Source organism: Nonomuraea sp. NPDC004354 (genome assembly GCF_053602555.1).
In genome coordinates, this window is the sequence record NZ_JBSGDV010000014.1 from 117286 (window position 1) to 141021 (window position 23736).

Annotated in this window: 26 protein-coding genes and 1 riboswitch; of the genes, 16 read left to right on the forward strand and 10 right to left on the reverse strand. The window is 71.0% G+C overall.

Annotated features, from left to right (window positions below):
* Positions 1-14: 14 nt before the first annotated feature.
* The 9 genes from ACWENQ_RS31540 (at position 15) to ACWENQ_RS31580 (ending at position 10975) form a co-directional block, all read left to right on the forward strand.
* Positions 15-644 carry a CDP-alcohol phosphatidyltransferase family protein gene (locus ACWENQ_RS31540; RefSeq protein ID WP_354906863.1) on the forward strand — a complete coding sequence of 210 codons (630 nt, stop codon included), beginning with the start codon at positions 15-17 and terminating at the stop codon, positions 642-644.
* Between the two features lie 4 nt (positions 645-648).
* Positions 649-3144, forward strand: coding sequence for a sugar phosphate nucleotidyltransferase (locus tag ACWENQ_RS31545; RefSeq protein WP_449925128.1), 2496 nt, complete (start codon positions 649-651; stop codon positions 3142-3144).
* 206 nt (positions 3145-3350) lie between these two features.
* A complete protein-coding gene (locus ACWENQ_RS31550; RefSeq protein ID WP_354906861.1) occupies positions 3351-3854 on the forward strand; it encodes an FHA domain-containing protein in 504 nt (167 codons plus the stop codon).
* Positions 3855-3877: 23 nt separating this feature from the next.
* Positions 3878-4504 (forward strand): transcriptional regulator FtsR, encoded by a 627-nt coding sequence (gene ftsR / locus ACWENQ_RS31555; RefSeq protein WP_354906860.1) that lies wholly within the window; start codon positions 3878-3880, stop codon positions 4502-4504.
* Between the two features lie 196 nt (positions 4505-4700).
* Positions 4701-5171 carry a bifunctional nuclease family protein gene (locus ACWENQ_RS31560; RefSeq protein ID WP_183661379.1) on the forward strand — a complete coding sequence of 157 codons (471 nt, stop codon included), beginning with the start codon at positions 4701-4703 and terminating at the stop codon, positions 5169-5171.
* Positions 5172-5364: 193 nt separating this feature from the next.
* Complete coding sequence (locus ACWENQ_RS31565) at positions 5365-5985, forward strand: MerR family transcriptional regulator (RefSeq protein ID WP_452417441.1); 621 nt, start codon at positions 5365-5367, stop codon at positions 5983-5985.
* Positions 5986-6019: 34 nt separating this feature from the next.
* A riboswitch (glycine riboswitch) is annotated at positions 6020-6111 on the forward strand.
* Between the two features lie 147 nt (positions 6112-6258).
* The gene (gcvP, locus tag ACWENQ_RS31570) at positions 6259-9099 is read left to right on the forward strand and encodes an aminomethyl-transferring glycine dehydrogenase (RefSeq protein WP_449925120.1); all 2841 of its coding nucleotides are present in this window, start codon (positions 6259-6261) and stop codon (positions 9097-9099) included.
* 177 nt (positions 9100-9276) lie between these two features.
* Positions 9277-10116, forward strand: a complete 840-nt coding sequence (locus tag ACWENQ_RS31575; protein ID WP_354906857.1) for a hypothetical protein — start codon at positions 9277-9279, stop codon at positions 10114-10116.
* A gap of 268 nt (positions 10117-10384) precedes the next feature.
* Positions 10385-10975 (forward strand): alpha/beta hydrolase family protein, encoded by a 591-nt coding sequence (locus ACWENQ_RS31580; RefSeq protein WP_449925117.1) that lies wholly within the window; start codon positions 10385-10387, stop codon positions 10973-10975.
* A 3-nt stretch (positions 10976-10978) separates the two neighbouring features.
* Here the strand turns inward: ACWENQ_RS31580 and ACWENQ_RS31585 are convergent, their stop codons facing one another.
* Positions 10979-11176, reverse strand: a complete 198-nt coding sequence (locus ACWENQ_RS31585; RefSeq protein WP_354906855.1) for a DUF5999 family protein — start codon at positions 11174-11176, stop codon at positions 10979-10981.
* 238 nt (positions 11177-11414) lie between these two features.
* Positions 11415-11975 (reverse strand): TetR/AcrR family transcriptional regulator C-terminal domain-containing protein, encoded by a 561-nt coding sequence (locus ACWENQ_RS31590; protein ID WP_452417571.1) that lies wholly within the window; start codon positions 11973-11975, stop codon positions 11415-11417.
* A gap of 184 nt (positions 11976-12159) precedes the next feature.
* Here ACWENQ_RS31590 and ACWENQ_RS31595 point away from each other — a divergent pair, with 184 nt between their 5' ends.
* The gene (locus tag ACWENQ_RS31595) at positions 12160-12537 is read left to right on the forward strand and encodes a hypothetical protein (protein ID WP_354906853.1); all 378 of its coding nucleotides are present in this window, start codon (positions 12160-12162) and stop codon (positions 12535-12537) included.
* 76 nt (positions 12538-12613) lie between these two features.
* Here the strand turns inward: ACWENQ_RS31595 and ACWENQ_RS31600 are convergent, their stop codons facing one another.
* Both ACWENQ_RS31600 and ACWENQ_RS31605 read right to left on the reverse strand, forming a co-directional pair.
* The gene (locus tag ACWENQ_RS31600; protein WP_452417442.1) at positions 12614-13021 is read right to left on the reverse strand and encodes a P1 family peptidase; all 408 of its coding nucleotides are present in this window, start codon (positions 13019-13021) and stop codon (positions 12614-12616) included.
* 37 nt (positions 13022-13058) lie between these two features.
* On the reverse strand, positions 13059-13568 hold the full coding sequence (locus tag ACWENQ_RS31605) for a recombinase family protein (RefSeq protein ID WP_452417443.1): 510 nt from the start codon (positions 13566-13568) through the stop codon (positions 13059-13061).
* Positions 13569-13746: 178 nt separating this feature from the next.
* Between ACWENQ_RS31605 and ACWENQ_RS31610 the strand changes: the two genes are divergently transcribed.
* The 3 genes from ACWENQ_RS31610 to ACWENQ_RS31620 all read left to right on the forward strand — a co-directional run bounded on the left by ACWENQ_RS31610 (position 13747) and on the right by ACWENQ_RS31620 (position 16000).
* Entirely contained in the window at positions 13747-14160 is a 414-nt protein-coding gene (locus ACWENQ_RS31610) for an SgcJ/EcaC family oxidoreductase (RefSeq protein WP_452417445.1), read from the forward strand.
* A gap of 287 nt (positions 14161-14447) precedes the next feature.
* Positions 14448-15554: a sigma-70 family RNA polymerase sigma factor gene (locus tag ACWENQ_RS31615; protein WP_452417447.1), complete on the forward strand. Its 1107-nt coding sequence runs from the start codon at positions 14448-14450 to the stop codon at positions 15552-15554.
* 173 nt (positions 15555-15727) lie between these two features.
* Complete coding sequence (locus tag ACWENQ_RS31620; RefSeq protein WP_452417449.1) at positions 15728-16000, forward strand: hypothetical protein; 273 nt, start codon at positions 15728-15730, stop codon at positions 15998-16000.
* Positions 16001-16061: 61 nt separating this feature from the next.
* Here ACWENQ_RS31620 and ACWENQ_RS31625 read toward each other — a convergent pair whose 3' ends face one another.
* The 5 genes from ACWENQ_RS31625 to ACWENQ_RS31645 all read right to left on the reverse strand — a co-directional run bounded on the left by ACWENQ_RS31625 (position 16062) and on the right by ACWENQ_RS31645 (position 20163).
* Positions 16062-16748, reverse strand: coding sequence for a TIGR00266 family protein (locus ACWENQ_RS31625; RefSeq protein WP_449925101.1), 687 nt, complete (start codon positions 16746-16748; stop codon positions 16062-16064).
* A 42-nt stretch (positions 16749-16790) separates the two neighbouring features.
* Positions 16791-16955 (reverse strand): hypothetical protein, encoded by a 165-nt coding sequence (locus ACWENQ_RS31630; protein ID WP_452417451.1) that lies wholly within the window; start codon positions 16953-16955, stop codon positions 16791-16793.
* A gap of 127 nt (positions 16956-17082) precedes the next feature.
* Positions 17083-18456 (reverse strand): RNA polymerase sigma factor, encoded by a 1374-nt coding sequence (locus ACWENQ_RS31635; RefSeq protein ID WP_452417452.1) that lies wholly within the window; start codon positions 18454-18456, stop codon positions 17083-17085.
* 171 nt (positions 18457-18627) lie between these two features.
* The gene (locus tag ACWENQ_RS31640) at positions 18628-18960 is read right to left on the reverse strand and encodes a hypothetical protein (protein WP_452417454.1); all 333 of its coding nucleotides are present in this window, start codon (positions 18958-18960) and stop codon (positions 18628-18630) included.
* A 51-nt stretch (positions 18961-19011) separates the two neighbouring features.
* The gene (locus tag ACWENQ_RS31645; protein WP_452417456.1) at positions 19012-20163 is read right to left on the reverse strand and encodes an AMP-binding protein; all 1152 of its coding nucleotides are present in this window, start codon (positions 20161-20163) and stop codon (positions 19012-19014) included.
* 51 nt (positions 20164-20214) lie between these two features.
* On the opposite strand from ACWENQ_RS31645, the gene ACWENQ_RS31650 reads away from it, so the two are divergent.
* Together ACWENQ_RS31650 and menD are read left to right on the forward strand one after the other, a co-directional pair.
* Positions 20215-21141 (forward strand): o-succinylbenzoate synthase, encoded by a 927-nt coding sequence (locus ACWENQ_RS31650; protein ID WP_452417457.1) that lies wholly within the window; start codon positions 20215-20217, stop codon positions 21139-21141.
* On the forward strand, positions 21138-22796 hold the full coding sequence (gene menD, locus ACWENQ_RS31655) for a 2-succinyl-5-enolpyruvyl-6-hydroxy-3-cyclohexene-1-carboxylic-acid synthase (protein ID WP_449925086.1): 1659 nt from the start codon (positions 21138-21140) through the stop codon (positions 22794-22796). Before ACWENQ_RS31650 ends, menD begins: the two co-directional genes overlap by 4 nt.
* A gap of 38 nt (positions 22797-22834) precedes the next feature.
* On the opposite strand, the gene ACWENQ_RS31660 is transcribed toward menD, so the two are convergent.
* The gene (locus ACWENQ_RS31660; RefSeq protein ID WP_452417459.1) at positions 22835-23374 is read right to left on the reverse strand and encodes a hypothetical protein; all 540 of its coding nucleotides are present in this window, start codon (positions 23372-23374) and stop codon (positions 22835-22837) included.
* On the opposite strand from ACWENQ_RS31660, the gene ACWENQ_RS31665 reads away from it, so the two are divergent.
* Positions 23364-23702 (forward strand): hypothetical protein, encoded by a 339-nt coding sequence (locus ACWENQ_RS31665; RefSeq protein WP_452417461.1) that lies wholly within the window; start codon positions 23364-23366, stop codon positions 23700-23702. The genes ACWENQ_RS31660 and ACWENQ_RS31665 overlap by 11 nt on opposite strands.
* Positions 23703-23736: the final 34 nt, after the last annotated feature.

Sequence of the window (23736 nt, forward strand, 5' to 3'; positions counted from 1 at the left end):
GTAGGGTCGCAAGCGTGAGCGAAACTTCCGCCCCTTCGTCAGCGGAGGACCGGATCTGGACGGTTCCTAACCTGCTGAGCTTCCTGCGCCTGCTGGGTGTGCCCGTGTTCCTGTGGCTGGTTCTCGGGCCCCAGGCCGACGGCTGGGCGATCGGGCTGCTCATGGTCGCGGGATTCACCGACTGGCTGGACGGCAAGATCGCCCGCGCGTGGAACCAGACCAGCAGGCTGGGTCGCATCATCGACCCCGCGGCCGACAAGCTCTACGTCTTCGCCACGATCCTCGGCCTGGTCCTCAGGGACGTGATCCCCTGGTGGCTCGTGGCGATCATTCTCGCCCGGGAAATCTTCGTCGGATGTTTCTTTCCCGTGCTCCGCAAATACGGCTACAAGGCACTGCCCGTGCATTTCCTTGGCAAAGCAGCCATGGCCAACCTCATGTACGCCTTCCCGCTGCTCTTCCTGGCCTCTCATACCGGCTCCTGGTATGCCGATACTGCGAGGATCATCGGATGGGCGTTCGCCATCTGGGGAACGGGTCTGTACTGGTGGGCGGGCGTGTTGTATGTGGTACAGGTGCGCCGGCTCATCACCGCTGCCAGGGATGAGCTGCGCGATCCCCGGCAAACTGCGAAGAAGGAGTGATCGGGTGAAGGCGGTCGTCATGGCAGGCGGGGAGGGCACGCGGTTGCGACCGCTGACCGCGAACCAGCCCAAACCCCTGCTTCCTGTGGTCAACCGCCCGATCATGGAACACGTCCTCCGGCTGCTCCGCAAACACGGACTGACCGAGACCGTCGTCACGGTCCAGTTCCTGGCGGCGCTCGTGCGCAGCTACTTCGGCGACGGCGACGAACTGGGTATGCGCCTGCACTACGCCACCGAAGACCTGCCACTCGGTACGGCCGGCAGCGTCAAGAACGCCGCCGACAAACTCCGCGACGATCGTTTCATGGTCATTTCCGGCGATGCCCTGACCGATATCGATTTATCAGCCATGATCCGGTTTCACCGGGAGAATTCGGCTCTTGTCACCATCGGTCTGACGCGCGTTCCCAACCCGCTCGAGTTCGGGATCATCATCGTCGACGACCAGGGCAGGGTGCAGCGCTTTCTCGAGAAGCCCACCTGGGGCCAGGTTTTCTCCGACACGGTCAACACCGGCATCTACGTCATGGAGCCAGAAATCCTCGACGAGGTCCCCGCGGGGGAGGCCGTCGACTGGTCCTCCGACGTCTTCCCGCGCCTGCTCGAACGCGGCGCCCCGATCTACGGCTACGTCTCCGACTGCTACTGGGAGGACGTCGGCACCAACGACAGCTACCTCAAGGCCCAGGCCGACGCGCTGTCCGGACGGGTCAAGCTCGACATCGGCGGCTTCGAGATGTCGCCGGGCGTCTGGGTGGGCGAGGGCGCCGAGGTGGACCCCGAGGCCGTCCTGAAGGGCCCGCTGCTCATCGGCGACTACGTCAAGATCGAGGCCGGGGCCGAGCTGCGCGAGTACACCGTGCTCGGCAGCAACGCCGTCGTGCGCGAAGGGGCCTTCCTGCACCGCGCGGTCGTCCACGACAACGTCTACATCGGCCCCGGCGCGCACCTGCGCGGCTGCGTCATCGGCAAGAACACCGACCTGATGACCGGCGCCCGCATCGCCGAGAACGCCGTCGTCGGCGACGAGTGCGTCATCGAGGCCGAGGCCTACGTCTCCAGCGGCGTCAAGGTCTATCCCTTCAAGACCGTCGAGGCCGGCGCGGTCGTCAACACCAGCGTCATCTGGGAGTCGCGCGGCCAGCGCAGCCTGTTCGGCCCGCGCGGCGTCAGCGGCCTGGTCAACGTCGAGATCACCCCCGAGCTCTGCGTACGGCTGGCCAGCGCCTACGCCACCACCCTGAAGAAGGGCGACCAGGTCATCACCTCGCGCGACTCCTCCCGCGCGGCCAGGGCGCTCAAGCGCGCGGTGATCAGCGCGCTGACCGCGAGCGCCATCGACGTGCTCGACCTGGAGGCCATGCCGCTGCCCGTGGCCCGCTTCCACACCTCCCGCAGGCCCGCCGGCGGCGGGATCGCGCTGCGCACCACCTCGGGCGACCCGCAGAGCGTCGACATCGTCTTCATGGACTCCCACGGCGCCGACCTCACCCCCGCCGCCCAGCGCAAGCTGGAGCGCGTCTTCTCGCGCCAGGAGTTCCGCCGGGCCTTCCCCGGCGAGATCGCCGAGCTGAGCTTCCCCGCCAGGGCGGTGGAGGACTACGCGCAGGAACTGCTGCGCTGCGTCGACATGACCGGCGTGGACGGCATGAAGGTGGTCGTCGACTGCGCGGGCGGCACCTCCTCGGTGGTCCTGCCCACCCTGCTCGGCCGCCTCGGCGTCGAGGTGCTGACCGTCAACGCCAGGCTCGACTCCGCCTCGCCCACCGAGACGCTCGCCGAGCGCCGCCGCGACCTGCAGCGCCTGTCGGAGCTCGTCGGCTCCTCCCGGGCCGCCTTCGGCGTCCGCTTCGACCCGGTCGGCGAGCGCATCGCCCTGGTCGACGAGATGGGCCAGCTCATCAGCGAGGAGCGCGCGCTGCTGGTGGTGCTCGACCTGGTCGCCGCCGAGCGCCGCCGAGGCAGGGTGGCGCTGCCCGTCACCACGACCAGGGTGGCCGAGCAGGTGTGCCGCTTCCACGGCGTCCAGGTCGAGTGGACCTCGACCTCGCTCGACGCGCTCACCTCCGCCGCCGCCAAGCCGTACATGATCTTCGCGGGGGACGGCAGGGGCGGTTTCATCGTGCCGGAGTTCGGGGCCACGGTGGACGGCCTGGCGGCCTTCCTGCGCCTGCTCGGCCTGGTGGCCCGCACCCGCCTGACGCTCAGCCAGATCGACGCGCGCATCCCCGAGGCCAAGCTGCTCAAGCGGACCGTCCCGACGCCGTGGGCCACCAAGGGGGCGGTGATGCGCTCGGTCATCGAGGCCGCCGAGGGTTTCGACATCGACACCACCGACGGCGTGCGGGTGGTCGGCGACGACGGGCGCTGGGCGCTGATCCTGCCCGCCGCCAGCGAACCCGCCACCGACCTGTGGGCCGAGGCGCATGATTTCGACACAGCGGAGGCATTTCTCGACAGATGGGCGCGCGTCGTCGAGCAGGCGGCGGGAACGTGACAACACAACTGGCGCGGCGGCATGGACCTTGAGGGCGGCTCGGCGGTAACTTTGTCACCGTCCGAACCCGTCGTGCGGCGTCTCGCCTTGACCTTTGCTCGTGATCAGCGTAAGTTGCGGCATTCGCAAACGTGAACTAAGCGAGAGGCGTGGGGCGCCCTGATCAACCGTCGCCGCGTTCTCGCGGTAGGAGGCCGAGCCGATCGATGCCGTACGTCTACTGTACGCAGTGCGGTCATGCCAACCCCGAGGATGCCCGCTTCTGCTCCCGGTGTGGGTCGCCGCTGACCAGACACGAGGTCTCAGGGGACACCACCTCGACGATCTCCGTCGCGGGAATCGAGGCGTATGAGGCGGAGACGGCCGACGCCCTGCTGGCCGAGCGGGCCGCCGTCGAGCAGCTGCCGCCCGGCGCGGCGCTGCTGGTGGTCACCCGTGGTCCCAACGCCGGCAGCCGCTTCCGGCTCGACCGCGACCTGACCACGACGGGCCGGCATCCCGAGAGCGACATCTTCCTCGACGACATCACGGTCTCGCGGCGTCACGTGGAGTTCTACCGCCATCCCGGCGGCGCCTTCACCGTCCGCGACGTCGGCAGCCTCAACGGCACCTACGTCAACAGGGAGCGCATCGAGGAGGTGCCCCTCCACAGCGGCGACGAGGTGCAGATCGGTAAGTTCCGCCTCGTCTTCCTCACGCGGGGCGCATGAGCTCCCAGGCGGCGCGTTCGCACATGAGCATCGGGGAGGTGCTCGCCCTGCTGCAGGGCGAGTTCCCCGACGTCACCGTCTCCAAGATCCGTTTCCTGGAGAGCGAGGGGCTGATCGAGCCCGAGCGCAGCCCCTCGGGCTATCGCAAGTTCACCTACATGCACGTGGAGCAGCTGCGCTTCATCCTCACCGAGCAGCGCGACCACTACCTGCCGCTGCGGGTCATCAAGGACAGGATGGCCGACGAGCTCGGCCGTCCCAGGGCGCTGCCCGAGACCAAGGAGGTCCGGTTCAGCCGCGCCGAGCTGCTGGAGGCCAGCGGGCTCGACGACGAGACCCTCACCGAGCTGGAGGACTACGGCCTGCTCGCGCCGGTCGCCCGGCGCTACGACGAGGACGCGGTCAAGGTGGCGCGCAGCGTCGGCGCCCTGGCCCGGTACGGCCTGCACGCCCGGCACCTGCGCGCGGTCAGGGCCGCCGCCGAGCGCGAGGCCGGTCTGGTGGAGCAGGCCGTCGCCCCCATCCTCAAGCGGCGCGCTCCGGGCGCCATCGGCGAGGCCGACGAGACGGCCAGGCAGCTGTCCGGCCAGTTGCTCGAGCTGCACGCCGCTCTGTTGCGCACCGCCGTCCGCTCGGCCCTGGGCGGCTGACCCGCAGGGCGGCATCCCGAAAAAACCGGAAATTCCGCTCGCCCGCTGCCGTCGGGGATGCGGGCGCCCGCCGAGGCGGCCCTGGAGCCCGGTAGGTTGGCGGGAAGCCTCGGGGGCAGGGGATATTACCTACCCAGTGGGTGTTACGTTGAAGTGCGGTAGATGCGGCCCATGGATCGTGAATTCGGAGCAGCCCGTGTTGCAGATGGAGGTAGTGGGCGTTCGCGTTGAAATGCCCACAAATCAGCCGATCGTTCTGCTCAAGGAGGCGCAGGGTGAGAGGTTTCTCCCGATCTGGATAGGAATGACCGAAGCCACGGCCATCGCGCTCGCCCAGGCGGAGGAACCGCCGCCCAGGCCCTTGACCCACGACCTGTTCAGGGACGTGCTGAGCGCGTTGGGCGTCGGCCTGCGTGCGGTCAACATCGTCGCTCTGCGTGACGGGATCTTCTTCGCCGATCTGGTCTTCTCCAACGGCGTGGAGGTCAGCGCGCGCCCCTCCGACTCCATCGCCCTCGCGCTGCGCACCGGTGCGCGGATCTTCGCCAGCGAGGAGGTCGTGCAGGAGGCCGGAGTGATCATCCCCGATGACCAGGAGGATGAGGTGGAGAAGTTCAGGGAGTTCCTTGACACCATCACGCCCGAGGACTTCGGACGCGCGGGGTAGGACTCCCTTCGTGAAGGCTCGTACCCTTGGTCGCCACCTGGGGTACGCATTTCACTGCATTTACGCTTCGCGACGCGCCGAGCCGGATCGTTGACTGCGGATGGTCACGGTCCTACGGTGCAAGTGAAACCTGTGGTTGTCATTTACGAACCCCCAGATCAGACCACGGGATGAGAGAAAGCCGGAGGTCCGCGTGGCGGTCAGCAGCGGCGAGGGAAAGACGGCCGGCCAGGAAGATCCGGTGCGGCGCGAAACCGCGCGCCAGCGTGCCGGTGAGCAGGGCCTGCTCTTCGACGAGCAGCCCACGACGTTGCCTGCCGACATCGGCTATCGCGGCCCCACGGCCTGCGCGGCGGTCGGCATCACCTACAGGCAACTGGACTACTGGGCGCGCACGGGCCTGGTCGAGCCGACGATAAGAGCCGCGCACGGATCCGGCTCGCAGCGGCTCTACAGCTTCCGCGACATCCTGGTGCTCAAGGTCGTCAAGCGGCTGCTCGACACCGGCGTGTCGCTCCAGCAGATCCGCACCGCCGTACAGCACCTGAGAGATCGGGGCGTCGGCGACCTGAGCAGGATCACGCTCATGAGCGACGGCGTCAGCGTCTACGAGTGCACCTCGGCCGACGAGGTCATCGACCTGCTGCAAGGCGGTCAGGGAGTGTTCGGTATCGCGCTGGGCAGGGTCTGGCGCGAAGTCGAGGGATCGCTCGCGGAGCTGCCGGGGGAACGAGCGGCGGTCGAGGACACCGTCCCGGCCGACCATCCCACTGACGAACTCGCCCAGCGCCGCAGAGCCCGGCGAATGGGCTGATTCCCGGACGCTGGTAGCCTAGGGCTGGAGCCGACGACCCCGAGCGGGAGAGTCCCCGGGCCACCGGGGCGCCGAAGGAGCAACCCTCCCCGGAATCTCTCAGGCACCCAGTACCGCTCGGACGAGGCCACTCTGGAAAGCAGGCACGCCCGCCAGGCGCGTCTCACCGACGGTGCAAGCCCGCGACCCCGCGGGCGAACCTCTCAGGTTGATGACAGAGGGGGAGACCCGGCAGACGCCCGTGCTCTCCACCAGCCTTGGGAGGCAGTTTCCATGACCGAGCCCCTCAGCGACCTCGCTGCACCGCCGTTCGCGACCCGCCACATCGGTCCCTCGGACGGCGAGCAGGCCAAGATGCTGGAGGCGGTCGGCTTCGAGTCGGTCGCCGACCTGGTAGCGGTGGCCGTACCCGAGGCCATCAGGGCCAAGGACCAGCTGAAGCTGCCCGTCGCGGCGGGCGAGAGCGAAGTGATCGCCGAACTGCGGGCGCTGGCCGGCCGCAACCAGGTGCTCACCTCCATGATCGGCCTGGGCTACTACGACACCGTCACCCCCGCGGTGATCAGGCGCAACCTGCTGGAGAACCCGGGCTGGTACACCGCCTACACGCCCTACCAGCCGGAGATCTCCCAGGGCCGCCTGGAGGCGCTGCTCAACTTCCAGACCGTCGTCTCCGACCTGACCGGTCTCGACGTGGCCGGTGCCTCCCTGCTGGACGAGGCCACCGCCGCCGCCGAGGCGATGACACTGGCGCGCCGCGCGGGCAGGTCCAAGAGCAACGTCTTCGTCGTCGACGCCGACGCGCTGCCCCAGACCAAGGCCGTACTGGCCACCCGGGCCGAGCCGCTGGGCATCGAGCTGGTCGTCGACTCCCTCGACGGTGAGCTGCCCGAGTGCTTCGGCGTGCTCGTGCAGTACCCGGGCGCCTCCGGCCGCCTGCGCGACTTCCGCGCCCTGGCCGAGACCGCCCACGCGGGCGGCGCGCTGGTCGTGGCCGCGGCCGACCTGCTGTCGCTGACGCTGGTCGCGGCCCCCGGCGAGCTCGGCGCCGACATCGCCATCGGCTCCTCGCAGCGCTTCGGCGTGCCGTTCGGCTTCGGCGGCCCGCACGCCGCCTACATGTCGGTCCGCGAGGGCCTGCAGCGCCAGATGCCGGGCCGGCTCGTCGGCGTGTCGGTGGACGCCGACGGCGACCCCGCCTACCGCCTGGCCCTGCAGACCCGCGAGCAGCACATCCGCCGCGAGAAGGCCACCAGCAACATCTGCACCGCCCAGGTGCTGCTGGCCGTCATCGCCGGCATGTACGCCGTCTACCACGGCCCCGAGGGGCTGCGCCGCATCGCCCAGCGCACCCACCGCATGGCCGTCACGCTCGCCGCGGCCCTGCGCGCCGGGCGTGTCGAGATCGTCCACGACGGTTTCTTCGACACCGTGCTTGCCCGCGTGCCCGGCAAGGCGGCCCAGGTGGTCGCCGCGGCCGCCGAGCGCGGCGTCAACCTCTGGCAGGCCGACGCCGACCACGTCTCGGTCGCCTGCGACGAGAAGACCACCCTGGCCCACCTGGAGCAGGTCGCCGCCGCCTTCGGCGTGAGCGTCTCGCTGACCGACCTGGCCGCCGAGGACGCCCTGCCCGAGGGCCTGGCCAGGGAGAGCGACTACCTCACCCACCCGGTCTTCCACAGCCACCACTCCGAGACCTCGATGCTGCGCTACCTGCGCCGGCTCCAGGACAAGGACATCGCCCTCGACCGGTCGATGATCCCGCTCGGCTCCTGCACGATGAAGCTCAACGCCACCACCGAGATGGAGCCGATCACCTGGCCCGAGTTCGCGGGCATCCACCCCTACGCGCCGCTCTCCCAGGCCGGCGGCTACGTCGAGCTGGTCGAGACGCTGGAGGCCTGGCTGGCCGAGGTGACCGGCTACGACGCCGTCTCCATCCAGCCGAACGCCGGCTCGCAGGGCGAGTTCGCCGGGCTGCTGGCCATCCGCGCCTACCACCGCGCCAACGGCGACGCGCACCGCGACGTCTGCCTCATCCCCTCCTCCGCGCACGGCACCAACGCCGCCAGCGCGGTCATGGCGGGCATGCGCGTGGTGGTCGTGGCCTGCGACGACAACGGCAACGTCGACCTGGCCGACCTCGAGGCCAAGATCGACAAGCACGCCGAGTCGCTGGCCGCGATCATGGTGACCTACCCGTCCACGCACGGCGTCTACGAGGAGACGATCACCGAGGTCTGCGCCAAGGTCCACGCCGCCGGCGGCCAGGTCTACGTCGACGGGGCCAACCTCAACGCCCTCGTCGGCCTGGCCAAGCCGGGCGAGTTCGGTGCCGACGTCTCCCACCTCAACCTGCACAAGACCTTCTGCATCCCGCACGGCGGCGGCGGCCCCGGCGTCGGTCCGGTGGCCGTGCGCGGTCACCTGGCCGCCTACCTGCCGGGCCACCCGCTGCGCGACGGCTCGCCGGTCGGCCCGGTCTCGGCCGCGCCGTACGGCTCGGCCGGCATCCTGCCGATCTCGTGGGCCTACGTCAGGCTGATGGGCGGCGAGGGCCTCAAGGCCGCGACCGAGCAGGCCATCCTGTCGGCCAACTACCTCGCCCGCCGCCTGGCCCCGCACTACCCCGTCCTCTACACCGGACGCGGCGGCCTGGTCGCCCACGAGTGCATCATCGACCTGCGCCAGATCACCAAGGAGACCGGCGTCACGGTCGACGACGTGGCCAAGCGCCTCATCGATTACGGCTTCCACGCCCCGACGATGTCCTTCCCCGTCGCCGGCACGCTGATGATCGAGCCGACCGAGAGCGAGGACCTGGCCGAGCTCGACAGGTTCGTCGAGGCGATGGCCGCCATCCGCGGCGAGATCGCCAAGGTGGCCGACGGCACCTACGACAAGACCGACAACCCGCTGCGCAACGCCCCGCACACCGCCGAGTCGCTGGTGGCCGACGAGTGGCCGCACCCGTACACCAGGACCGAGGCCGCCTACCCCGTCCAGGGGCTGCGCGACGGGAAGTACTTCTCGCCCGTCCGCAGGATCGACCAGGCCTACGGCGACCGCAACCTGGTCTGCGCCTGCCCGCCCCTGTCGGCGTACGAGGACTGAGCGGAACCGAACGGGCGGCCTCCCCTGCGAGGGGGGCCGCCCGTTCGGCATCTCAGGTGGGGACGTAGCCAACACCCGTGCACAGGATGGTCATGTCGGGCGACGCGGCGGCCGGAAATCGTTAGGCTCGACGTTGATCGTCATCGGTTGATCCCCACCGGTCTCCAAGGAGCCTTGTTGACGTCCCCCGAGCTCGACACCCCGCTGACCACCGGCCCGCTCGACCGTGCCCGCCGCCTCGCCGAGAGCGGCGACCTCGAGGGCGCGGCGGCGATCTTCGCCGAGCTGGCCGCCGACCCCGAGGGACGCGACCGGGCCCAGGCGGCCGTGGGCCTGGCCGTGGTGCTGGAGGAGCGGGGCGACGTCGCGGGCGCCAGAGCGGCGGCGCGGGCCGCGCTGGCCACCGGCCACCCCGAGTACGCGGCCCAGGCCGCCTGCCACCTCGCGCGCGGCTTCGAACGCGAGGGGAACGCCGAGCAGGCCAGAGGAGCCTGGCAGGCCGTGATCGGCATGGGGACGGCCGCCTACCTGCCGCTGGCGCACCTGGCGCTGGCCCACCTGGCCGCCGGCGAGGAGGAGGCCGAACGCGAGCTGCGGGCGGCCATCGCCGTCGGCGACCCCGAGCTGAGCCCCCGCGCCGCCCAGGAGCTCGCCGAACTGCTGCTGGACACCGGAGAGCCGGGCGAGGCCGCCACGGTGCTGGTCGAGGCCCTGCCGCTGGCCGAAGGCGCCCACGAGGCGCGGCTGCGGGTGCTGCTCGGCATCGCCCATCTCGAGCTGGCGTGCGCGGAGTTCGCCGGCGCCGTCGAGGCGGGGCAGGAAGCCGGGCAGGAGGCGGGGCACGAGGCGGAGACGAGCGCGCTGGCGATCGAGCTGCTCGCCCGCACCCTGCCCCTGCGCGGGAGGGGCGAGGCCGCTGACGAGGTCTGGCAGTACGGCCTGTCGCACGCCGACGAGGAACTGGCCGCGCAGGTAAGGCTCCGCTTCGACAGGGACGCGCTCAGCCCCGGCGCGTGAGCACGGCCCCAAGCGCCGGGCGCGGGCCCGGACGCGGGCGCGGGCGCCGGGTACACCGGGCACGGGGCGTGGGTGGCGGCGCGGGGCACCGGGCACGGGGCGTGGGCGGGGCGCGGGGCACCGGGCACCGGGCGCGAGGCGTGGGCGGGGCGCGGGCGCGGGGCACGGGGTGTGGGCGGAGGCGCCGCGCCGGGTGTGGACACCGGACACGGGCGCCGGACGTGGGCCGGTGCGAGGCGGGGGGCACCCCTGCGGCTACCGTTGGAGGGTGGAGATCACGACGCCGCGGGGGGCGGCACTGGTCGACGTCGACGAGGTGGAACGGCCCAGGTTCCTGCTGGTGCTCACTCATGGCTCGGCCGGCGGCGTGGACGCGCCGGACCTGCTGGCCGTACGGGACGCCGCCATGGACAGGGGGGCCACGGTGGCCAGGGTGACCCAGCCGTTCAGGCGGGCGGGTGCCAGGGCGCCGGGCTCGCCCGCGCGGCAGGACGAGGCGTGGCTGGCCGTCATCACGGAGCTGACCGGGCGCTATCCGGGGCTTCCGCTCGTGCAGGGCGGCAGGAGCAACGGCGCCAGGGTCGCGTGCCGTACGGCGAAGGCGGCGGGTGCGGACGCCGTGGTGGCGCTGGCCTTCCCCCTGCATCCGCCGGGGAAGCCGGAACGCTCCCGCGCCGACGAGCTGCGCGGTGCGGGGGTCGACGTGCTGGTGGTGAACGGGGACAGGGACCCCTTCGGGGTGCCCGACGCCGCCGACGCCGCACGTCTGGTTGTGCTGCCGGGCGAAGGGCACGACCTCAAGAAGGATCCCGCGAAGGTCGGCGAGGTGGTCGCCGACTGGCTCGCGGCGCGGTACTGACTGTCAGGCGGCGCCGACCAGCGGCAGCGGCCGGTGCGGGGCGATGACGTCGCCGCTGGGCAGGAGCTCCCCGGTGTCCTCGAAGAGGACCACACCGTTGCACAGAAGGCTCCATCCCTGCTCGGGATGCGACGCGAGGGTGCGTGCGGCCTCGCGGTCGGGCGCCTCAGCAGACGGACAGGCCGGGTCGTGCGGGCACATCGGCGTGCCTCCGATATCTCTTGACTGGGCTCCCTCGCTGGAAGCGGCGGGGGAGCGGCTCGGGCTGTTTCGTATTCTGCGCCAAGTGTGCGGCGTGCGTCACACTTTCCGACATAGCCCGTTAGGACGATTCAAGGAGGATCCCCGGGTGGTTCAGACCATGTGACCTACGACACAGCGTGCCTCACCTACGATAACGGGCCGGCTTCGACACGCTGACGGGCCGGTAAACCCTCTGTTACGCGGCCAGACCGCGCAGCATGGCCTCCAGGCCGCGCTCGAAGTCGGCGTCGGCGCGCTCGTCGTGGCGCACCCAGGTGTCGCGTTCCGGGTCGGCCCATCCCGACTGCTGCACCTCCACCGCGACGCTGCCGAACACGAAGGCGCGCATCGTGCGGACGGCCTCGGCGGCGTCGGTCAGCCCCGCCTCCGTCAGCTGCTCGACCTGCTCCACGATGGCGATCGCCGTAGCCCCTTTGGGGGGTTTGGTCAGGGCCAGCGCGAGCACGCCCGGGTGCTCCCTGAGCGCCGCCCGCTGCGCCCTGCACCACTGCCTGGCCGTCTCCTGCCAGTTGGGGGCCGGATCGACCTGGATGGCGGTCACGTGCTCGGCCAGCGCGTCCATCAGCGCCTCCTTGCCCCGCGGCAGGTGATGGTAGATGGCCATGGCCTCCACCTGGAGGGCGTCGCCGAGCCTGCGCATGGTCAGCCTGCGCAGGCCCTGACCGTCGGCGATGTGCAGGGCCGCGTCGATGATGCGCTCGCGGGACAGGGGCACGGGTGGTCGCTTGGCCGGCATGGAGATCATCTTGCCATACTTTGTAAAGGCGGTCACGCGTCCGCCGCACCCCGGCGTGCCGCCCGACCTGTGGCCAGAGGGACGGCGACGGCCCACCCGAGTGGGTGTTCGGGGCCGGAACCGCGTACGCTACCGCTCGTAACGACTGAAAGGGAGCTGTCCGATGGCGTTTTTCCGTCCGCGTGTGAGCCGTGAGGCCGAGGTGCGCTTCCACGCCGACCAGGAGATCTCCAAGAGCTTCCCCGCCCTGATCGAGAAGGCCAGGCAGGCCGAGGCCGTCGTCCACGAGCTGCGCACGGCCGCGGCGCCCGAGGTCGAGCTGCACGCGGCGGGGCTGCTGCTCGACAAGGCGCTCACCGACGCCCTGCGCGCCGCCGAGGCCGGTCAGCGCGCCATGTTCGGCGTGAAGGCCTACGACGACCGCATCGCCCGGCGCAAGGCCAAGGCGACCCCCGACGGCGCGCGCTGGACCTTCGAGGTCGAGCAGCTGCGCACGCTGCGCGAGGAGAACAGGCTCACCGGCATCCCGCGCCTGCCCCGCCCGGTCCCCGCCGCGCGCTGAGCCCGCCGATTCCGGCCCGCTGCTTCCTGCTTCCCGCTTCCCGCTGCCCGGCTGAGCCGCCGGTGTCCCGGACGGCTCAGGCCGTGACCAGCCCGACGACCCGGTCGACGGGCAGCGCGGGGGAGCGCTGCCCGTTCCTGCCGGTCATCTCCCGTGCCGCCGTCAGGGCGTTCAGCACGGCCTCCTTCACCGCCGCCACGACCGCGGCGTAGAACGGGTCCATCCGCCCCCACGGCACGAACCGCAGGTTCTGGTAGTCCGCCTCGGTGACGAAGCCGCTCGTCAGCGCGCCCGCGTTGGCCGTGGAGAAGGCCAGCAAGATGTCGCCGGAGAAGTGGCTGCCCGTCGTGCCCGTCCTGGCCGGGCCCATCGGCACCCTGCGGGCCGGCGCCTTGCACTGGCCCGGCAGCAGCGGCGCGTCGGTCGCCACGACCGCGATCACCGACCCGGCGCCCGGAGGCGCGAACCAGTCGGTCGTGCCCATCGGGTCGTCGACGCCCGCCAGGCGGTCGACGGGGCGCTCAGCGAGCGGGAGATCGCTTCTCAGCGCCGCCGGCCGGCCCGCGCCCGCAGCGCCCGCGCCATCGCCGCCGAGCTGCCGGCCCCCGCCCGGCCGTCGAACGACCCAGCGACGCCGGCGCCGACCCGGCCGCCGAGCGCGAACGCGCCTGGCTGGTGCAGATGCCGGCCGCCCGACCCCACCAGGAGAGCATCCGCCCCAATCCGATGCAGGACCGCGGCGTCTGCCCCGCCTGCGGACGCGCGGCCACGGCCGGCAGTTCGGGCCGCTGGGCGTTCTTGCCAGATTTGGTGTCGGTGAAGATGCGGCGGCAGCCATAGCCGGCCAGCGCGTCGATTTGCCGTTCCAGCTTCTGGCCTTTGGTCGAGACGCGGGCGTAGCCGATGCGGATCTCGGTGGGGGCGGCGGGGAAGGCGCAGCCCTCGGCGGGTCGGGCCGTCACCGCCCACTCGGGTACCACGTGCCGCGCCGGAACATCCCCCTGATCAGCGGGGATGCTGCCCTCGACCACGCCTCGCCGGGGCCGGCTCGAAGAGGCCGCACGCCCGGCGGAACGGCGGCCGCCAGGCCGCCCTCGAAGACGTAGAGACGGATTTTCATCCGCCGCGATGAGTTCCGACCCCGCCGCCGGTATGTACTCACGAGCTCGCCGGACCACCTCGGGCGAATCGATCACAAGGGAGAATCCAATGTCGAACAGTCGTGCGGCAGACGAGGCCGCCATCCAGGCCGTACTGGTTGACTCCTACAAGGCGTGGGAGGCCGGCGACGCCGACGGCATGGTCGCCAACTACACCGCGGACGCGACCGCCATCATGACCGGCTCGCTCCGAGACAGCCGTGACGTGATCCGTCAGAACATGGCCCTGGCCTTCGAGGGGCCGCTCAAGGGCAGCTCGACCTACAACAAGCAGCTCAGCATCCGCTTCGTCGGTAGGGACGGCGCGATCGTCATCAGCGAGTCCGCCATCCTGTTCCCCGGCGAGACCGAGGTCCCAGACGACGTGCGCAAGGTGAACTGCACCTGGGTCTTCGAGAAGCGGGACGGCCAGTGGCTGATCGCCGCCTATCACAACAGCCCGGTGCTGGCGCCTGCGCAGTGAACCCTTCCCTGTAACCAGCGGTGACCGTGTGCAGGGCCATGGCGAATATCGGACCGAAAAGCCCTGCATCGCTGTGAGCTGTAGGAACTTCACTCCCCGAGGGCCAGATGCCCTCGCATGGGCGCCTCGGAACCTTGCACCACATGCAACCCGGAGGACCCGCGAGACGCATCCGAACGAAAAGTCACGCCAAGGACCTGTTCCCAGGCCCCTTGGCGTGACTTTCGTACCGACGCCCGTACCTACGAGCGACGTTCAGGAACAGCACTGATTATCCGAAATTTGGGATGTACGCCATGGCCAGGTCGTCGATGACCGCGCGGGGTGACCTGTCCGCCCATCGCGGATTGTCACCGCAGCCGCCAGGTACGGTGGCTGTGGCGGCAGTGGGGATGGAGCGTGGCGTGATGACGGGGAAGGAAGGCTTCGATCGTCGGATCGAACCGTTCCGGACGGAGCTGCTGGCGTACTGCTACCGGATGCTCGGCTCGGCTCACGACGCGGAGGACTTGGTCCAGGACACGTACCTGAGGGCGTGGCGGGCGCGGGAGCAGTACGACGATACCCGCAGCTCACTGCGCACCTGGCTCTACCGCATCGCAACCAACGCCTGCCTGACCGCCCTGGAGGTCCACGGCCGCCGACCGCTGCCGTCGGGGCTGGTGGCCGCGTCGGATCCGCTCGGGCCGCTCGTCCAGGGCGAGCACGCCGCCTGGCTCCAGCCCTTGCCGGACTCGCTGCTGGACGCTGGCGACCCGGCTGGGGCCGTGATCGACCGCAGCAGCCTGCGCTTGGCGTTCGCCGCCGCCCTCCAGCACCTGTCGGCGCGTCAGCGCGGTGCGCTGATCCTGCGTGACGTGCTCAGCTTCTCCGCGGCCGAAACGGCGGAAATCCTCGGCACCACCGTCGTGTCGGTGAACAGTTCCCTGCAGCGGGCGCGTACCCGCGTCAAAGAGGTCGGGGTCCGGCAGGAACGGGTCAGCGAGCCGTCCGCGGCCGAGCAGCGCGCCTGGGTCGAACGCTACATGAAGGCATTCGAGCTGGCCGACGTCGAGGGCCTCAAGCGGCTGCTCACCGAGGACGTGATCATGGAGATGCCGCCGATGCTCAACTGGTTCTCCGGCCGCAGCAACTACGGCCTGTTCATGGAATGGGTCTTCGGGGCGGCCGGGAAGGACTGGCTCCTCAAGGAGGTCGCGGCCAACGGCGGCCAGCCCGGATTCGCCGCCTATCAGCGCGTCGGCGACGGGTACAACCTGCACACGCTCCAGATCTTCACCGTCACCGACGAGGGCATCACCCGGAACTCGGTCTTCCAGGACCCCAACGTCTACGCGACTTTCGGCCTCGCGGCCGAGCTCGACGATCAGGGACTTCCCATCGCCGAGGCCTAGTACTACAGCCATAAGTCTGTCTTATCCGGCGCGGCCGCTCGGCGCGCTTGACCGGCTTGACGATCAAGCGCTGACGAGGGCCCGAGGGGAAGACCGGCGATGGCACGACGACGGACCCGCCAAACGCAGCCGCGCCGCATCGCGTCGGCCCGCTGCGCTTCGATGACTTCGAGTTGGCGGCGATCAGGATCGCCGCCAACCGCTCCGGTCTGAGCGTCATCGCCTACGTCGCCGAGACGGCGGTGGCGGTTGCTGAGGAGCGCCTGGTGCCCGTTCCCGTCGACCGGCGCGGGCAGATGGCCGAGTTCGTCCGAGCCCGCGTCGAGCTCAACCGGATCGGGCGGGCGCTCGAGTCCGGCCGCGACGCCGAGCTGCTGCAGTGCCTGGCGGACGTACGGGTGCAGGTGACGCCCGCCGTATGGCGTGTGGAGGCCGGCCGCTGCTGACACTGTGGCCGGTTTCCGCCGGTGAGCACCAGGGCTTCCCGGTGTGGCTCCGCCGGCCTGCTCAGTCGCGGCTGAACGGCAGCACGGCCGTCAGCCAGTTGGTCAGCTCGGTGGGATTCCTGGTCTGGGTGTAGACGCGTCCGGGCCCGGTGAACTCGAAGACCAGCCCCTCGCCCGACTTGAGCGACTGGATCGTCTTGCCCTCGACGGCACGGCGCAGATCGCTCCGCACCGTCTCCTCATAGGCCACGACGTGCCCCGAGTCGACGATCACCGACTCTCCAGTGGCCAGTTCGACGGCCTGAAGCGCTCCGTAGCAGCCGAGGATCACCTGTCCCGAGCCCTCGGCGCGGATGAGGAAGCCGCCCTCGCCGCCGATCAGGTTGGACATGCCACCCCATTTGGTCTTGATCTCGACCTGGTCGGTCGAGGCGAGCCAGGACCCTCGGGTCAGCATGAGGGCGACGTCGGGCCGGACGGGGACGGCCATGGTGTCGCCGGGTAGGTGGTGGGCCACATCGACCCAGCCGCCGCCGGGCGGCGCGATGTAGCGGGTGACGAACAGCGATTCGCCGCCGAAGGCGGAGCGCGCCAGGCCGCGCAGGAGGCCGCCTTCGACTTTGGCTTCGAGCTCGACGCCCTTGCTCGTCATGAGCATGGCGCCGGATTCGACGCGAATGGTTTCGCCGCTGGCGAGATGGCAGCGGGCGACGGCGAATGATCCAGGGAATCTGATATCGATCTGCATGCCGTCAATCTGGTGTGGCCGCCTAATGAGCGCGTTGACGATCTATATACAAGACATCGTCATCGCGGCGGCGATCGCCGGACTCATCCCCGAACGTCCAGACGGAAACCGCGTGACATAGCCCACCTCGACGCCCGGCACGTCGGTGATCGCGTTCCAGCGGCCGGGCCGACCGTCCAGGACGATCGGCAGGTCACGGGCTCTCATCCGGTTCGCCTCAGGTCCAGACCGGCGGGGCCGGTACGGGCGTCCGGGAAAACCGGTACGGGCGTCCGGGAAAAAGGGAACGCCCGGCACCTCACGGGTAGTGCCAGGCGTTCGCTCGTGGTGGGGGTCAGCTGGCCCAGTCGAGCAGGGGCCGGGTGTTGCTCGGGTGGCGCAGCTTGGACAGGGACTCCTTCTCCAGCTGGCGGATCCGCTCGCGGGTGAGGCCCAGGTGCTTGCCGATCTCGTCCAGGGTGTGCGGCTTGCCGTCCACCAGGCCGAAGCGCAGCGCCATGATGCGCGCCTCGCGCGGCGACAGGTTGTCCAGCACGCCGCGCAGCTGGTCGCCCAGGAGCTGGCGGTCGACGATCTCCGACGCCTCGGGAGAGTCGACGTCCTCGATCAGGTCGCCGATCGTCGTCTCGCCGTCCTCGCCGATCGTGGCGTTGAGCGAGATGGGCTGGCGGCTGGTGCGCAGCAGCTCCTCGATCTGGTCGGGCGTCTTGTCCAGCTCGACGGCCAGCTCCTCCGGCGTGGGCTCGCGCCCGAGACGCTGGTGCATGTCACGCTCGACGCGCGACAGCTTCGACAGCATCTCCAGCACGTGGACCGGCAGCCTGATGGTGCGCGCGGAGTCGGCGAAGCCACGCTGGATGGCCTGCCTGATCCACCACATCGCATACGTCGAGAACTTGAAGCCCTTGGTGTAGTCGAACTTCTCCACCGCGCGGATCAGGCCGAGGTTGCCCTCCTGCACCACGTCAAGCAGGGCCATGCCCCTGTCGGTGTACTTCTTGGCCACCGAGACGACCAGGCGGAGGTTGGCCTCCAGCATGTGGTCCTTGGCGCGCCTGCCGTCCTCGACGACCATCTCCAGGTCGGCGCGGTAGGCGGGGGGCAGGTCCGGCTCGCTGTCGAGCTTGTACTCGGCGTACAGGCCTGCCTCGATGCGCCTGGCCAGATCGACCTCCTCGGCGGCGGTCAGCAGCGTGCGGCGGCCGATCGACTTGAGGTAGGTGTGGACCGAGTCGCCCATCACCGACTGGTTGTCGTCGAGGTCGAGCGACTCCTCCTCCTCGAGCTCCACGTCCTCGGCGGCCAGCTCGAGGTCCTGCGGGGCGTCGAGCTCCTCGGCGGGCAGGTCGGCCTGCTCGGGCACGGCGACGGCCTGCTCGTCCGACGTGGCGGCCTTCGCGCGGGTCTTGGCGCCCGTCCTGGTGGTGCCGCTCTTGGTGGGGGTGCTCTTCGCGGTGGCGCTCTTCTTGCGCGTGGTGGTCGCCTTCTTCGCGGTGGCTGTCGTGCCGAGCGCCGGCTCGTTCTCGGCGGCCAGGCTCACCCCGGCCTCCGTGAGCCCGCGCAGGATGGAACGGCCCTCGTTCGGGCTGATCCCCGCTACGGCAAAAGCCTCCCGCAGCTCCGCCAGCGAAAGGTGACCCTGAGCTCGCCCTCGGTCAAGGAGCTGGTCGAGGGTCGCGGGCGAGGTCGCCACGGCGGTTCGGGGCATGAGGACACCTCCTCCATACGGAGTCGCAGTCAGTTCAAAGTTTGTGGTGGGGCGGCTCTGGCCGCTCTGCGCACCAGTATCAATAACGCCATCCCCGGCCATTTGTTCCCGCGAAGGAGGAAAAAACGGACGACCGCCGGAGCCGGCGGCCGCCCGTCGGACACCTATCGCCTAGTTGTCCACGTCGTTGAGCTGGCCGGTCGCCTCCGGCATGGGCATCGGCTCCGCGCCCTCCATGCGGCTTTCGGTCCAGTAGTCGACGGCCTCCTGCGGATTCTGCTCGACCTCGTGGGAGACCACCGTGTCGTCGGTCGTCTCGTTGGTGGTGTCGTTCGTCTCAGCGGGCCGGCCGGAGGGCGCCGGTGTGTTGTTCACCACGACCGTCGTCTCCTGACTCACCTTCTCGAGCCTGCCCGCGGAGGCGGCCGCCGCGATGGAGACGCCACCGGCGACGATCACGCCGACGGTCACCGCGGACACCCACGTCTTGCGGGATGGGTTCATGAAGGTCTCCTCCTTCTTCCAGCTGCTCCTATAAGACGCAGCCGGCAGGCGTCAGGTTCCGGTGCGAAGCGCCGCGAGATCGGTTTTACCATTCGGCAGCAGCGGAAGTGCGGACACAAGCCGCAGCTCGCGTGGCGCGGCGTAGGCGGGGAGCCGATCGCGGGAGAAAGCGCGCAACTCGGTGAGCGTCGGCGGCCGGCGAGGGTCGGCGGGCACGACGACGGCGACGACCGCCTGCCCCCACTCCGGATGCGGGCGGCCCACCACGGCCACGTCGGCCACCTCGGGATGCAGGGCCAGGACACCCGCGACCGAGGCGGCCACCACCTTCTCGCCGCCGGTGTTGATCACGTCGTCGGCCCGCCCGAGCACGCGGAGCCCGCCGTTCTCGATGGCGCCCAGATCGGAGGTGACGAACCAGCGCCCGTCGAGCGGGCTGTCGCCGAAGCGGTATCCGGCCAGCAGGACGGGGCCCGCCACGAGGATCCTGCCGTCCTCCCGGATCTTCAGATCGACCCCGTCGAGCGGCCGGCCGTCGTAGACGCAGCCGCCGCTGGTCTCGCTGCTGCCGTACGTCGTGACGACCCTGGCGCCCGACGCCCGCGCTGCCTCCAGCAGGCCCGGCCGCGGCGCGGCACCGCCCAGCAGGACGGTCTCGAAGACGCCCAGATCGGCGCCGAGCTCCAGCAGGCGGTGGAGCTGGGTGGGGACCAGCGAGACGTGCGCGGCGCCCGAACCGGCCACCGCCCCGGCGTCGAAGCGGTCATGGATGATCGGCTCGGTGCCGTTGAGCAGCGACCTGACGAGCACCTGCAGGCCGGAGACATGGGAGGGCGGCAGGCAGCACAGCCAGCGCCCGCCCGGCCCCGCCTCCAGCCTGCGCAGGGACGCGGCGGCCGAGGCCTGGAGCGCGGCGGCGGTCAGCATGACGCCCTTCGGCGTTCCGGTGCTGCCCGAGGTGGCGATGACGACGGCCACCTCGGCGGGCACGCCGGGGCCGTCCGCCTGCCGTACCCCGTCGACGGTCTCGATCTCGCTCGGCCGCAGGGCGGCCAGGGCCGCGCCCGCGTGATCGGGGGACAGGGGCAGCACGGCGGGCCCCTCGCCCGACAGCGCCGCGGCGACCGCCTCGAACAGCCTGCGCCCCGGCGGGAGCACGAGCGCCCGCAGGGGGCGGTCCGGATGCGACGGGTTCCTCCACATGCTCGTAAGGTTAGTGGCGACGAACGAGGTGACAGCGGGGAAGGTGCGTGGATGGGTTCTGGGCCGAGGGTCTTCCGGATCCCGATGCGCACCCGCTTCCGCGGCCAGACGGCACGCGAAGGCGTGCTGATCGAGGGCCCCGCCGGGTGGGGCGAGTTCTCCCCCTTCCCCGAGTACGGGCCGCGCGAGTGCGCCCGCTGGCTGGCCTGCGCCCGCGAGGCCGCCTTCGACGGCTGGCCCGCGCCCGTGCGTTCCCGTGTCCCGGTCAACGCCACCGTCCCCGCCGTCTCCGCCGAGCGCGCCCACGAGCTGGTACGGCAGGCGGGATGCCGCACCGCGAAGGTCAAGGTGGCCGAGCATGGCCAGAGCTTCGCCGACGACCTCGCCCGCGTCGAGGCGGTCCGCGACGCGCTCGGTCCCTCCGGCAGGATCCGCGTCGACGCCAACGGCGCCTGGGACGTGCCGACGGCGGTACGGCACCTGCGCGCGCTCGACGCCTTCGACCTGGAATACGCCGAACAGCCCTGCGCCACGCTCGACGAGCTGGCCGCCGTCCGGCGGGCCGTCGACGTGCCGATCGCGGCCGACGAGTCGATCAGGCGCGCCGACGACCCGCTGAAGGTGCGCGCCGCCGAGGCCGCCGACATCGCGGTGGTGAAGGTGCAGCCGCTGGGCGGCGTGCGCGCCGCGATGCGGGTCGTGGAGGCGTGCGGCCTGCCGGCGGTGGTGTCGAGCGCGGTCGAGACCTCGGTCGGACTGGCGGCGGGCGTCGCCCTGGCCGCCGCGCTGCCCAGCCTGCCGTACGCGTGCGGGCTGGGAACCATGTCGCTGCTGTCGGGAGACGTGGTGGAAGACTCCCTGACCCCCGTCGACGGGTTCTTGCCGGTCTCCCGCCCGTCAGTGGATCATTCGCTCTTGTCGAAGTTTGAGATCGAGTCGCCGTCGTGGCTGCGGCGGATGCAGGAGGCGGACCTGTGAACCCGGCTACCGCGCTCGCCACCGTGCTGGTGGACGAGCTCGTCCGGTGCGGCCTGACCGATGTCGTGATGGCACCCGGGTCCCGTTCGGCCCCCCTCGCGCTGGCCCTCCACGCCGAGTCGCGGGTGCGGCTGCACGTGCGCATCGACGAGCGGTCGGCGTCCTACCTGGCGCTGGGCCTGGCCCGCCGGTCCGAGCGGCCGGTGGCGCTCATCTGCTCCTCTGGCACCGCGGTGGCCAACTTCCACCCCGCCGTCATCGAGGCGAGCGAGTCCGGCGTGCCGCTGCTGGTCCTGACCGCCGACCGGCCGCCCGAGCTGCGCGGCACCGGCGCCAACCAGACCATCGACCAGCTGAAGGTCTTCGGCGCCGCCGCTCGGTGGTTCGCCGAGGTCGGAACGCCCGAGGAACGCCCCGGGCAGGTCGCCTACTGGCGCTCGCTGGCCGCCCGCGCCTACCAGCGCGCGCTCGGGCCGTCCGACCCGGGCCCCGTGCACCTGAACCTCGCCTTCCGCGAGCCGCTCATCCCCGACGGCGACACCTCGTGGGTCGAGTCGCTCGACGGCGACACCGCCGGCTCGTGGGTGCGGGCCCGCGTCGCACCGCCGCCCGTGGCCCTGCACCTGCCGCCGACCAGGCGCGGCGTCCTCGTCGTTGGCGACGGGGCGCCCAACGTGCGGCGCTACGTCGCCGCCGCCGGCATGGCGGGCTGGCCGGTGCTGTCGGAGCCCAACGGCGGCGGCCGCTACGGCGACCACGCCATCTCCACCTACCACTTCCTGCTCGGCACGCCGTCCTTCGCCGACGCCCACCAGCCCGACGTGGTGGTGACGCTCGGCCGTCCGGGGCTGTCCAGGCCGCTGCTGTCGTGGCTGCGCCGGGCCGAGGAGCACATCGTCGTGGCCACCGACCTGGCGCGCTGGCCCGACCCCACCCGGTCGGCCACGCAGGTGGCGCAGGCCGTCGAGATCCCCGTCGCCGCGGGCGACGACGCCTGGCTGCACTCCTGGCGGCGCGCCGACGCCGCGGCCAGGACCGCCATCGACGCCCTCCTCGACGACAGCGGCATGACCGAGCCGCGCATCGCCAGAGACCTGGCCGACTCCCTGCCGAACGGCGCGCTGCTGTTCTGCGGTTCCTCCATGCCGATCAGGGACCTCGACCAGGCGATGCGGCCGCGGCGCGGGCTACGGCTGCTGGCCAACCGGGGCGTGTCGGGCATCGACGGGCTGGTCTCCACCGCCATCGGGGCGGCCTTGGCGCACAACGGGCCCTCCTACGCGCTGCTCGGCGATCTGACGTTCCTGCACGATCAGAACGGCCTGATCCTCGGGCCCCGGGAACCGCGACCCGACCTGTGCCTGGTCGTGGTGAACAACGACGGCGGCGGGATCTTCTCGCTGCTGCCCCAGGCGGGCATCCGCGACCCGTTCGAGCGGGTGTTCGGCACGCCGCACGGGGTCGATCTGGAGTACGTGGCCGCGGCCACCGCGACGCCGTACCAGCTGGTCGAGGACATCTCCGACCTGCCCAAGGCGATCCGCGGGGAAGGGCTGCGCGTGGTGGAGGTCCGCACGCGCCGGGAGGCGAACGCGGTGCTGCACGCGCAGCTGAGAGAGGTCGCGCAGGCGGCCGTCCGCGACGCCGTCGGCTGATCGGGTGCCGCGTGACGCCGTCCAAGGCCACCAGGCCGTCACCGCCGCGTCAGCCCCCGCACCACCGGCACACCCGTACCAGAATCGAGCACCAGGCGGTCGCCGAGCGGTCGCGCGAGCGTGACGGTGATCGTGGCCGTCTTGAGTATCGCGGGGCAGACCCCGCCGGAGCCCTCCTCGTCCACGTCAACCACCACCAGGTGGTCGGTCTCGTAAGCGCGCGCCCCGTGAATGCTGTCGCAGGCGCCGTAGCCGTACTGGAGCAGCAGTTCGTGCGGCCTGTCGGGCACGAGGTCGAACGCCGTCACCTCTTCGATCCCTCCCGGCAGGCGTTCGGGGCGGGCGGTGACGGCCGACGGGGCAACCGCGACGTGCACGTACTTCTGCTCGACCCCCTTGACGGTGAACAGCCAGGCCGGCACCCGGATCGTGCCGCGGCTGGTCTTCAGCGGCACCTCGCCCAGCTCCGCGCCGGTCACCAGGAGGGGGCGGCATCCGTCGGCCGGGCACTCCTCCTCGATGAGGTCGGCCGGCTTGCTGAACTTCGCGTACGCGCTCGCCGCCGTGATGAGTGGCACCTGCGAGAGCGAGCCGTCCGGCCATCGCACGCCGGCGTGGGCCGGGGAGCCCGCGGGTAGCGGGGTGCCGCCCCGCAAACTGCACCTCATCTACCGGACGCACGTCACTTCCGTGGTCCGCGCACGGATGGCCGGTGAGGAATACGACGAACTGCCTGATGGTGGGCGGGAGGTCGGCGTCATCGAATGGATCGACTACCGCGAGACCGCCGACCTGCCGATCTTCCCTCCGATCGGGCCGGCGCTGGCCGCGCTGCCCTCGCCGCGCGCCGCCGTGCCGGACGCTGCCCTGCCCGCCGTCGACGACGCCAACTACACGTGGGTCTGATCACCGCGACCTGGCCGTCGACGTCGACCACCCG